Here is a 12052-nt window from a genome sequence, read left to right on the forward strand (position 1 = left end):
TCATGTCAGAGTCAACGACGAGCCAAACACAGGTTTTGCAGGCAGCAGGAAAGACACGCGGCATTCGTTTGAATGAAGCGCTAACCCTGTTTGCTGCGTCTGCAATGCTGAACCTGCTGGCTCTGGCGATGCCGGTTGCGATCCTTCTGGTTTATGACCGGGTATTGCCGAGCTCCTCTATTCCGACATTGACGGTCTTGCTGATCGGCATCGTCATCGTGGTGGCGTGCGACATGCTGTTGCGGTTCTCGCGGCAGGCCATTCTGGCCAAGGTTTCCGCCCGGCTTGATTATTCCCTTCGTGAAAAGACATTTTCGCGCCTGTTGCGTCAGAGCTTCCCGACGGCGGCACGCATTCCGTTCGGTGTTCTGAGTTCGACCTTCAATATCGCCAACAGCAAACGCGAATTTACTCTGCTGCGGGCACAGCTGATCGCAGATTTGCCATTTCTGATCGGCATTCTTTCGATCGTCGGGCTGATTGGTGGCTGGCTGGTCATGATGCCGATCACATTGCTGATGCTGTTTGCAATTGTCATTTCGATCTTGGCTGTTCTTCATACACGGGCGTCAAAAAGCTACTTCGATAGCGAAGATGCGCGTCAGCATTTTCTGTCGGGTGTTTTTGACAATCTTGGCCATGCCAAATCGCTGGCATGCGAGGTCGCGCTTTCCGACAAGTTTGTGAACATTCAGGGCGCGCATTCAGAAAGCCTGCGCCGGATGAAGTTCCTGTCAGCATCCAGTGTCGAGATCTTTACCTTTGTCACCCAGGCCCTGATCGGGTCGGTGATCGTGGTTGGTGCGCTTTCGGTTTTGTCGGGCAATATGACATATGGTGGTCTGGCGGCGTGCACGCTTTTGACCGGTCGTTCGATCGAGCCGCTTAAAACCTGCTATCAGTTCCTGATGCAGTTCCAGCTGCACCGTCTGAACAAACAGCGTGAAATCCTTAAACTGAAGCTGGGCCGTGCGACCGATGCGGCACCGTCAGCGGTCAAGTTGCCGCGTTGGAGTGCCGCGCCGAAACTTTCGCTTTATCAGGTCAGCGTCTGCCGGGTCGGTGAAGATCAGGCCTGCCTTGAAGACATCACGGTTGATATCGAACCGGGCACGATTGTCAGCATCGAAGGCGGCCGCGGTGATGGTAAAACCACATTTTCGCGAGCGCTTCTGGGGCTGTGCCCGATCGTGGGCAATATCACCATCAATGGTATCCGCCTTGAAGGCAGTTCGGCCGAACTCATTCGCAGCAACACAACCTACATCGGGACATCGCCCCAGTTGCCGGAAGGAACGGTGATTGATGCGCTGACCATGGGCAACCAGGATAACTATGCCGATGTGCGTTATCTGAGCCATCTGATCGGACTTGATCAGGCGGTCAAACGCCTGCCCAAGGGATATGCAACCGAAATCGGTTCAACCAATACCGCACTGCCGACCGGCTTCCTGCAAAAGATCGCAATCGTACGTGCCCTGGCGCTGAAGAAGAAGTTCATCATTCTTGATGATGCAACATTCGGTCTTGATGCCAACACCGAAATCCGTCTGTCGCGGTTGATCAAGGCCCTGTCGGGCAAGGCAACTGTCCTGATTTTCAGCGACCGTGAAACCCTTAAGGCTGTCTCGTCGCGGCGCTTCAAGCTGTCCGAAGGCCACTTACAAGAAATCAGAACCGTGGAGGCGAGAGCAAAATGACGCTTACTCCAGTTACCACAGCAGGCCGCACGACAACCGAGAATGCCAAGAATCCGTTCGAGGAACTTCGCTTCGAAGGTCTTCACAGGCTGTTCGTCAAGGCAGGTTTGGCTGTTACGACAACAGACCTTGCAACCATCACGCAGAATTATGAGCGTTTGCAGCTTGAAGATATTGCCAAATTCTCGCTAAGCCTTGGCGCATCCCCGGAACTGGTGAACGGATCGTTGCGCGATACGCTGTTCTTCGGGTTGCTGTGTGTTTTCGAAACCCGCGAAGGCAATCTGATTGCCATTACCCCGAACGGGGACGGCCCGCCCATCTGTTTGCGGATCGATAATGGTCTGGAAACAGAAATGCCGGCACTTGATTCGATCGGGCGTGCATTGGTGTTTTCGGTTGCCGAAAACAATCGCAGCAATGCCGGTTCAATCCGGGCCACCATTTTTGAACAGATTTCGCAATATCTTGACGGGCACGGACCGCTGATTGCGTTTTTGACGCTGGTATCAAGTACCCTTGGTCTGGCATTGCCGCTATTCACACTTGCCATTTATGACCAGGTTCTGGCCGCCGAAAATACAACAATCCTTGCCTATGTGATTGTCGGTTTCATGCTTGCCGTGGTGGGCGAGTTTTGCGCGCGGATGATCCGTGCCTGGATATTGGCCAAGGTTTCCGCCAATACCGAATTTCGGGGCAATACCCGGATTTTCAGCCGTTTGCTCAAAATCTCGCACACCGAATCCCGGATGTTTGACAGCCGCCTTGGCCTGACCAGGATGCGCGATGTTGAAACCGTGCGTAACTTCATCACCGGACCGGTCGGCATGGCGCTGATCGAAGGCCCGGTCAGCATCATCTATTTCATTGCACTTGCGGTGTTGGGTGGGTGGCTTGCGGCGGTGCCGGCACTTGTGGTTGGTGGTGGTGTGGTGCTTATTCTGGTGCTGTTGGCGCCGCCGTCATCACGCAACATGCTGACGATCCAGAAGGCCGATGATTTCAATCTTGTCTGTCATGAAATTGCCCGTCGTCTTTTGACCATCAAACTGGCGGCACGTACGCAGAACTGGCTCAACAGGTTCCGTGATGCATCAGCCCGCCTGTCAGAAGCAGACCGTCTGCGTCAAAGCAAATTGCATCTTGCCCGTATCATTTCGTCGGGTCTGGGGTCGCTTGCTGTCACAGCAACGCTTGGATTTGGCACGATTGCCGTTCTGGACCAGAATTTGACAGTCGGTGCGCTGATTGCCTCGGTTGCGCTGGTCTGGCGGATCATGTCCCCGGTGCCATCAATGCTTGAAGCCAAGCTGCGCTGGAACGACACCAAAAATTCGATGGATGTCTCGCAGGCCAATGCCGACATGATGTTTGACAATTCGGCGGCCGACGGCACGGGCAACCAGATCAAGGGCATCAATGGCAACATTTCGCTCAGCGGTGTGACCATTACCTTCCAGCGCGGTATTTCCCCGGCACTTCGCAATGTGTCACTTGAAATCACCGCGGGCGAAACCATTGCCATTACCGGTCATAGCGGTTCGGGCAAGTCGGTTCTGCTTGATGTGATTGCCGGGACAACCGCCCCGCAGATCGGCACAATCACGATTGATGGCGTATCGCCAAGCCATGTGCCGCCGAACGTTTTGCGTCAATCGATGTCCTATATGTCACGCGATACGATTCATCTGCCCCTGACCATTCGTGAATATCTCGAACATGCCGATCCGTTCGACAAGACGATCTCGGCAGAACTGATCTGCAAGCAGATGGGCCTTGAATTCGAAGTTCAGCGGTTGCCAAACCGCTATAACACGTCGCTTTGCGATCTGGACCCACGAAGCAGCCTTGGTCGCATTCTTTCGATGGCGCGTGCGTTCTATTGCCGTCGCGGGTTGCTTCTTCTTGATGAACCCGATGCCGCCAGCATTCAGTCGCGTCATCTTTTCATGTCGGAAATCGAAGAAAGACGCGGCAAATCGACAACCATTTTCACCACGCACGAGCCGGAATATCTTCGTGTTGCCGACCGCGTGCTGGTTCTTAATCAGGGAATGCTGGTGCGCAACTGTGCGCCAAGCGAACTGTCCCAGAAGCGGGGAGCTTGATCATGAGCAAGAACAAGTACGCCATCCCACAGGGCGATACCGGGAAACCAAACAACAGCAAGTTTACGGTCGACGCCCCTGTGACGGCAATCCAGCTGTTTGACAAAAAATCCACCCACCGGCCGGCCATGTTTACGGTGGTCTTCATGCTGGTCTTCTTCCTTGGGGCAACTGTCTGGTCAACCCAGACACCGATGGCCGAGATTTCGGTCAGTTCCGGCGAAATTGTGCCGGTTGGCGCGATCCAGCGTATCCAGCATCTCGAAGGCGGGATTTTGTCGCATCTTGCGGTCAAGGATGGTCAACACGTTACCGAAGGACAGTTGCTTGTCAGTCTGGCCCCCGATATCGCGCAGTCCGAACTTGAACAGCTTGAAACCCGTTTGATGGCCGTCACCATGAAATACGGGTTGCTGAAATCCGCCGCCGAAGGAACGACACCCGCCGAACTGATGCAGACCGGTGTCTATTCCGAAATTGCCGAAACGGCATTGAAAGCGTTGAACAGTCGTAAACAGCGTCTGGTAAGCCAGCTTGATGTTCTTCGTCAGCAGGAACGCGAACGCAAGGCTGAACTGACAACGATCACCCACCAGTCCAATGCGCTGGGCGAACAAATCGATCTGATGCAGAATCAGGTCGACGGGCGTCAGATTCTGGTCGACAAGGGACTTTTCCCGCGTCTGGACTTCATTCAGGATCAGCGTGAACTAGCCCGTCTTCAAAGCGAACGTATGGCATTGATCCTGGATGCGGACCGTATCAATGAACGTGTTGTCGAAGCACGCCAGCGTATGATCGAAATGGAAATGACGTTCCATGCCGAACTGACAGCCGAACTCAGTGCGCTTGCCACCGAGGCCGCTGAACTTCGTCTGGCAATCAAACGTGCGGTTGATCGTGTCAAACGTCTGGATATCACGTCCCCGGTGTCGGGATACGTCAAAGGGATCGATATTGAAACGATCGGCGGGGTGATTACCCCGGGTGCGCAGATCATGGAAATTGTGCCTGATGACAGCGAACTGATCGTTGAAGCCCGTCTGTCGACAAATGATGTCGGACATGTGACCGTCGGTCAAAGTGCCAAGATCAAAGTTCTGACATATGACTATACCCGCTATGGAACAATCGAGGGCACGGTACAGCGTGTTTCGCCATCGACATTCTTTGACGAAGACGGAACCCCGTTCTTCAAGGCGGACATCGCCATGAACAGCTATATCGTGGGTGAAGAGGACAAATTCCTGGTCAGTCCGGGCATGACGGTTCTGGTCGATATCATCACCGGCGAGAAAACCCTGTTCAAATATCTTGCATCCCCGATCATCAAAAGTTTCGATGGCGCATTGCACGAAAGATAAAAGGTTACATTGAAATGATGGCAACCAATGGTTTAACATCATAAAATAGTTAAACCATTGGCGGCGAATGAGTGACTTATATGTTCAGTGTCAATCCGTTAAGGCATGTGTGGGTCGTTGATGATGACCCGTTGATGCATGAGGTTTGGTTTGCTGCAATTGGAGAAGATCAGGAATTCGAGCTGAAGCTCTTTCATTCCGGCGCAGAAGTGATCAATGCGCTTGAAGAAACATCTGGTCCCCAATTGCTGGTGATTGACATGAATTTGTCAGATACAAGCGGCGATCAGCTGTTGCAGGAATTGCGCAACTTGCCAAACTTTCACCGAACAGCGGTCATTATATGTTCTGCCAACCTGTCATCTTATAACGATGAAGCTGGCACGACATTGCCGCCGATTGGCTGGATGAAAAAGCCCCTTAATCTGATTTCGATCAAAAACCAGATCCGTACGTTTTGGCGTGAGATCGGGTAATCAATCACAAATCAATCAAAACAGGCTTTGAAGAAGAACAATCAATGCCGATGATTTGCATCGGGCGATGATGCAAAGCCTTTTCTGGCAGGGGGGATTGCATAAGGGCCTATTGGCTTTTGGCAAGCTGCTTCTGGACCCAGTGCATGACCTTGTTCACCAGTCGGTCGGGTTCGATTGGCTTGGTGATATAGTCATTCATTCCGGCATCCAGGCATTTTTCCTTTTCACCCGACATTGCATTGGCGGTCATGGCGATGATCGGAATGTTTGACATGACAGGGCCAAGAATGCCGCTTCTGATCTGTTTGGTGGCTTCGAACCCGTCCATGCCCGGCATCTGACAATCCATCAAGACCGCGTGAATCGGCTCGGAAGCATGGCGCATGGTTTCGAGTGCCTCGGCACCGTTGGTTGCGGTCAGCAGGGTGAAATCCATTCCTGACAGCAATCCCTTGGCGACTTCGATATTGATGGCATTGTCATCGACAATAAGAATGGTCGCCAGTTTGTCAGATGCCGCATTGGCATCAGCGGTACTGGTTTGGGGGACGTCGGCAGTTATCGGTTGCAGGGCCTTTGTCCCGGACGGCGTATGCGGGGCGGGTTGCTGGCGATGATCCGGATCAAGATTGACAACCAGTTCGGAATAGCTGACCGGTTCGGACAGCCAGTTTGTCTTACCCGAATATTTTATCGGATTGCGCCGGAAGTTCTGCACGATCAGCAAATGCGGTGGCGTATCGCCATCGGTTGTCAGGTTGCTTAGAAACGCACAGAACTTTTCAAGTTCGCGATCGGTGTGATCGGTAATTGCAACATCGGGCAGCGGCCGTATTTTGTCTGATACCGCGTCTGTCTTTATGTTGATGACATCACCGCCAAGCCGTTTGATCAGGCGCGATACCGCAATGACAGCTTGTTCATGCGCAAGATCAAGCAAGACATATTTGTCTTTCAGAAGTGCCGGAACAGGACGCTTTTTGGCGGTTTTGGCATCGAAATACACATGGAAGAAAAAGCGGCTTCCGGTTCCTTTGGTGGAATCAAAATTGATGTCGCCATGCATCAGCCCGCAAAGCTGCCGACAGATCGACAATCCAAGGCCGGTGCCACCGAATTCAGATGAAATGGATGTGTCTTCCTGGGTGAAAGCGGTGAAAAGCTTGTGTTTGTTTTCTTCTGAAATGCCAATGCCGCTATCTTCGACGGAAACATCAAGGCGAATGCGTTCGCCTTCAACTTTGCTTGCGACAAAAATACCGACATATCCCTCGTCGGTGAATTTTATGGCATTGCTCAGAAGATTATTGAGCACCTGCTTCAAGCGTGTGGCATCGCCATACAGTTCAATATGATCAAGATCCACCGTATCAAGGATCAGGTCCAGACCCTTTTCACGTGATCGAATGACCGATGAACTTGCAATGGCTTCAAACAGTTGCAGGGGATTGAACGGCTTGCTTTCAAATTCGAGTTTCCCGGCTTCGATCTTTGACAGATCAAGGATGTCGTTGATCAATGTCATCAGGGTCGAACAGCTGGTTTCGGCCATCAGCAGGTATTTGCGCTGATTTTCGGTCAGTGGATCGCGTTCTATCAGTTTGTGGGCACCGACCATGCCGTTTAACGGGGTGCGCATTTCGTGACTGACATTCGAGATAAAAGCACTTTTCATGTCGCTTGCCTGCAGCGCCTTTTTGTGAGCTTCGGCAAGTTCGGCTGTACGTTTGGCGACTTTTTCCTCAAGCTCGGCATTGGCGCGGCGGATCTGGCGTTCGGCGATCCTTTCCTGGGTCACATCACGGGCAATTACCGCAGCCCCGGTGATCCCGCGACCGTCGCTAATGATCGGGGAACAGGTCAAAAGAAGTTCTTTTTTGTCGGTGCTGGCCGAAACAAATGTAGCGTCAAAGGACACAGGTGTTTTTGACGTCGTGACCTGTTTGATTTTTTCGACAAAATCGACATCCGGCAGGATGTTCAGATCGGCGATATTGCGCCCTATTACTGCATTCGGGTTTATTCCAAACATCTTTTCGGCGGTTTCATTGATGCTGGAAACCGTTCCGGATCGCTTGAGACCGATCACCCCGTCAGAAGAACTGCGGATGATTGCTTCATGTTCTGCGCGGGCATCGGCAAGCTGGATGCTGCTGCGATATCCCCGCAGCAAAAGCAACAGGGCAATGGTCATGATGATGATCGAAACTGCGGCAAAACCGTATGTCGACAGGCGCCTTTTCCAGATCACGTCGGCGACCCGTTGCGATGCTATTGCGGCATACAGGTGCAATACCGATGCCGGGTTTGACGCAAACTGAATGGTGGATGCCTGAATATAAAATCGACGGTTCGAACTGAGTTCAGTCGCGGTAATCAGGCCGGTTTGTTCGTTTTCGCGGGTGTCGTAATCTTTGTCCCAGCGATGTTCCGGCAGCAAATCCCGGCTGAACCGGTATTCTTCAAGCGGATGGGCAATATAAAATCCGTCATCATCGGTCAGGATGATTTCGAAATCGCCGGTGGCTTCCTTTTGCAAACGCGTCAGAAAGTTCTGCGCGTTGACATTCATGATCAAAAAGCCAAATCGCGTCCCGTCTTCGTTAAAGATCGGCAGGGACAACCGCAAGGTTGGGCGTATCGGGTACTCGATACGGCCAAATTCGCGGTTCAAATTGATGCGCGAGAGAAACAGTTCATCAGGTTCGAGTGCTTTGGAAGGGGCAAAATAGTCGCTTGCCCCTTTATCCTGTAACATCGGATCGGGTACAGCATAAATATTGCCGCCCTTGCGGTTTACCCGGATAAGTTCGGATCCGGCATCGTTACTCCGTATAATCCGCAATTGATCGATCGATGCATTATTATGAAGCATCGCGATGAAAATCGTCTCAAGACGAAGCTTCCACTGCTCAAAACTGGTGCCATCAAACGGGTCAATGCCACCATTGCTCTCCGCCCGCGTCAGTCCCGAGACAGGCGGGGTTGCATGTAGGAAGTTCAGATTGTCACGAAACCGCGAAAGATCATTGAGCAGAACCGAGCGCCCCTGCGCAAGAAGCTGTTGCAGGTCCTGATTGGTGTCGCTGAAGACTTCCTGTTCAACCGACTTTTCGTAAAAGAAGATGAAGCCCGAAGCAGCGCTCAGCAAACACAAAATGCATATCGGCAAAAGCCACCGAGATGTATCCTTCACATTCCCTGTCACGAAGCTGCGCATGCATTGGTTCCTCAAGTCACCTTATCTGGGCGACTTTGTTTGGGTGGCTTCGCCTATAGATTGTGTTTGTTGAGAAGGATTTAAACATCACAACCGAAATTAGCCCGATTGTTTCAACCGTGCGCCACAATGCAATCATAGCGTGTAATGAATTTCGGTCAATTGCGCGGGTAAGCAAACGCGATTTTCCTGCTGAAACCGGGCAGAAGTCGTTTCAACAAACTGCCATTTCCGGTATGCTCACAACGTCAGAAAAAGGACAGGCCTGCTTGGCAGCAGGTGTATTTAACCTTTTCAAATCCACAGGAATTTTGACGGTTGCAAGAACCCCATTTTGATCTGAACTGGGATGACTTAAAGCATCTTCTGGTATTGTCACGCGAAGGCACCCTGTCCGCAGCAGCAAGGGTTCTTGATACGTCGCGCGTAACGGTCAAGGCGCGGATATCCAACCTTGAAAACAGTATGGGGGTGCGTCTGTTTTCACAGGACAAGACCGGCTATAAACTGACCCGGGACGGGCGTGATCTGGCCAGCTATGCACTTGAATGTGAACGTCAATTACGGCTTGCTTTTGCGCAGCAGAACAGTCCCGCAGCCCCGCGCCTGAAAATCCGCGTCGGTGTTGTAGAAGGTATCGGGAACGGGTATCTCGGTGAAAAGATTTCCTGGTGGCTTCGTGGACAGAATATTGATTTTGAACTGGTTTCACTGCCCAAGCAGGCCCGGATCACGAACAGAGAAGCAGATATCTGTGTAACCCTGGAAGAACCCGAAGGTGAAAACATCATCAAAAAGGTTCTCACACCCTACACATTGGGTATCTATGCCAGCGAAGGCTATATTGCCGAACACGGCCCGCTTAAGGGATCGCAGGATGTTCTTGATCATATGTGGGTCGGATATGTCCGGGATCATATTTTCTCTCAGACCCTGAATTATCACGAAGAACTTTCACCAAATCTGAAATATGCGTTCCGCGGAACCAGCATGGTGTCGCAATTATTTGCCACGGCTGCCGGGTTGGGACTGGGGATTTTCCCGATCTATCTGATTTCGGAATTTGATCTGGTGCGGGTCTGTCCGGAAATTGCATTCGAGCGCAAATACTGGATTTCCTCGTCGAGCGACCTGCATCGGTTTCCCGGTTTGATGTCCGTTTGGAAATTTCTGCTCGAAACCTGTCAAAAAGACCGGCGACTGTTCTTTGAAGGAAATTAGCGGGACCGGATTTCTCCGGCCCCGCCAACTGTTCGGATTGCTTTATCCTATTGCGCGTAGATCAGGTCAGGAAGCCACAAGGTAATCCATGGCACATAGGTGATCAGGATCAGGGCAACAATCATGATCGCGATAAACGGCAGACAGCCGCGCAAGACATCGCGCAGCGACATCTTTGATACCCCCATCGCGACAAACAGGTTCAGGCCGACCGGCGGTGTCAGCATGCCGACCGAGAAGTTCACAACCGTGATCAGGCCAAAATGCACCGGATCAATACCGACTTGGGCGGCAATCGGCTGAAGCAACGGGGCAAGAACGATGATGGCCGATGCACTATCAAGGAAAAAGCCGGTCACCAGCATGACAACATTGAACAGGGCCGCGATGGTGAAGGGATCGCTCGTATTGCTCAGAACCTGTGATGACAGGTTCCCCGGCGCCCCGGTGATCGTCAGAAGCCACGAAAAGGCCGATGCCCCGGCTGTGATCAAAAGCAATGTCGCGGCAATGGCACCCGACGATTTCAGGATGCTTTTAAGCTCGTCAACGCCAATCTGCTTATAGATGACGGCCCCGACAAACCAGCCATACATGCAGGCAACTGCCGCGGATTCCGTGGGGGTAAAGATACCGGAATAAATGCCGCCCAAAAGCAGGAAGGGCAGACCAAGACCCCATGCCGAGCGACGAATGGCCAGAAGGAAGGCCGCGCGTGTCGGGAAGTCTTGGCGCGGATAACCGCGACGGATGGCAAAAATCACACAGGCTGCAATCAGAAGCGCGCCAATCAGAAGGGCCGGACCAACACCGCCGGCAAACAGTTTGCCGACCGATGCCCCGGTAACAGAGCCATAAATGATCAAGCCGATACTTGGCGGAACAATCGGGCCAAGCGTTCCGGCCACCGTGATCAGGCCGATAGCAAAGAAGCGGTCATAGCCCGCGGCCACCAGTGCCGGGAACATGATGCTGCCAATGGCAATGACCGTTGCCGGACTTGATCCCGAAATCGCCCCGAAAAACAGGCAGGACAGAACGGTTGCCGCAGCAATACCGCCCGGGATCCAGCCAACCAGAACGGTGGCAAGATCGACCAGTCGTTGCGACAGGCCGCCAATGCGCATCAGTTCGGATGCAAGAATGAAGAACGGAATGGCCATCAACGAGAAATTGTTCATGCCTGCGAACATGCGCATCGGAACAATTACCGGATCAAATGGTCCCCAGAAACCGACGGCAACAACAACGGCAAAGGCCAGTGCCGCAAAGATTGGCAACCCAAATAGCAAAAGGCCGCCGAATGAAAGCAATAGTCCTGATAACATTATTCTTTTGCCCTGTTAAAAACCGGGAATCAGCTTCGCGAAAAGCAGCTTACATGGCGCGAAGGTTTTCTTCTGATGCTGCGATCTGCTTGCCCTGTCGCAACTGCACGAACGCATAGCCATAGCGAAACAGCGACAGGAGCCCGGAAACGGGAATGATTGCGTAGATTGCTGCGACCGGGATGCGCAAGGCAGGCGACAGCTGGCCACGATCAAGCGTATTGAGGAAAAGTTTCCCGCCGAAATAGACCAGTGCACCGGCAAAAAGTATTCCGAGAACAATGGCAATCATTCGAAGAACGGGGATGTGTTTTTCCGGAACAAGTGCATCAAGAAGGTCGACCGAGATGTGGCTGCCAAGCCGGATGCCGATACTGATGCCGACAAAGCTCATTACGATGATCGAATAAAGTACAACTTCTTCGGCCCAGTAAAGCGGTGCGCTGAAGACATAGCGCATGACCACCTGAAGAAATGTCAGGCAAATTGCGACGGCCATCAGAAAGATCATGGATCCGTCTTCGAGCCGGGCAAGAGCCTTGTCAAATTTTTCGAACATGTTGCCGTCCCATTGTCAAAAAACCGACTTGCAAGAATGCGTTCCTGCAAGTCGGTCCATCATTTCAAAA

At 52.3% G+C, this 12052-nt stretch carries 9 protein-coding genes; 6 read left to right on the forward strand and 3 right to left on the reverse strand.

What is annotated here, in order from left to right; translation table 11 throughout:
• Positions 1-2 precede the first annotated feature (2 nt).
• The 4 genes from CU041_RS02620 (at position 3) to CU041_RS02635 (ending at position 5651) form a co-directional block, all read left to right on the forward strand.
• A complete protein-coding gene (locus CU041_RS02620) occupies positions 3-1700 on the forward strand; it encodes an ABC transporter transmembrane domain-containing protein (RefSeq protein ID WP_101245646.1) in 1698 nt (565 codons plus the stop codon).
• Positions 1697-3811, forward strand: a complete 2115-nt coding sequence (locus CU041_RS02625) for an ATP-binding cassette domain-containing protein (RefSeq protein ID WP_101245647.1) — start codon at positions 1697-1699, stop codon at positions 3809-3811. The genes CU041_RS02620 and CU041_RS02625 overlap by 4 nt, the downstream gene beginning before the upstream one ends.
• 2 nt (positions 3812-3813) lie before the next feature.
• A complete protein-coding gene (locus tag CU041_RS02630; RefSeq protein WP_101245648.1) occupies positions 3814-5175 on the forward strand; it encodes an HlyD family type I secretion periplasmic adaptor subunit in 1362 nt (453 codons plus the stop codon).
• 80 nt (positions 5176-5255) lie between these two features.
• On the forward strand, positions 5256-5651 hold the full coding sequence (locus CU041_RS02635) for a response regulator (protein WP_101245649.1): 396 nt from the start codon (positions 5256-5258) through the stop codon (positions 5649-5651).
• 109 nt (positions 5652-5760) lie between these two features.
• On the opposite strand, the gene CU041_RS02640 is transcribed toward CU041_RS02635, so the two are convergent.
• On the reverse strand, positions 5761-8805 hold the full coding sequence (locus CU041_RS02640) for a response regulator (protein ID WP_212733754.1): 3045 nt from the start codon (positions 8803-8805) through the stop codon (positions 5761-5763).
• Between the two features lie 131 nt (positions 8806-8936).
• On the opposite strand from CU041_RS02640, the gene CU041_RS20540 reads away from it, so the two are divergent.
• Both CU041_RS20540 and CU041_RS02645 read left to right on the forward strand, forming a co-directional pair.
• Complete coding sequence (locus CU041_RS20540; protein WP_170310103.1) at positions 8937-9212, forward strand: hypothetical protein; 276 nt, start codon at positions 8937-8939, stop codon at positions 9210-9212.
• Positions 9193-10095, forward strand: a complete 903-nt coding sequence (locus CU041_RS02645; protein ID WP_068519432.1) for a LysR family transcriptional regulator — start codon at positions 9193-9195, stop codon at positions 10093-10095. Before CU041_RS20540 ends, CU041_RS02645 begins: the two co-directional genes overlap by 20 nt.
• A gap of 47 nt (positions 10096-10142) precedes the next feature.
• Here CU041_RS02645 and CU041_RS02650 read toward each other — a convergent pair whose 3' ends face one another.
• Positions 10143-11423, reverse strand: a complete 1281-nt coding sequence (locus tag CU041_RS02650; RefSeq protein ID WP_068519433.1) for a TRAP transporter large permease — start codon at positions 11421-11423, stop codon at positions 10143-10145.
• A gap of 49 nt (positions 11424-11472) precedes the next feature.
• The gene (locus CU041_RS02655) at positions 11473-11982 is read right to left on the reverse strand and encodes a TRAP transporter small permease (protein WP_101245651.1); all 510 of its coding nucleotides are present in this window, start codon (positions 11980-11982) and stop codon (positions 11473-11475) included.
• Positions 11983-12052 lie beyond the last annotated feature (70 nt).

Origin of the sequence: Thalassospira povalilytica, assembly GCF_002844235.1 — a bacterium.
Classification (GTDB): Bacteria; Pseudomonadota; Alphaproteobacteria; order Rhodospirillales; family Thalassospiraceae; genus Thalassospira; species Thalassospira povalilytica.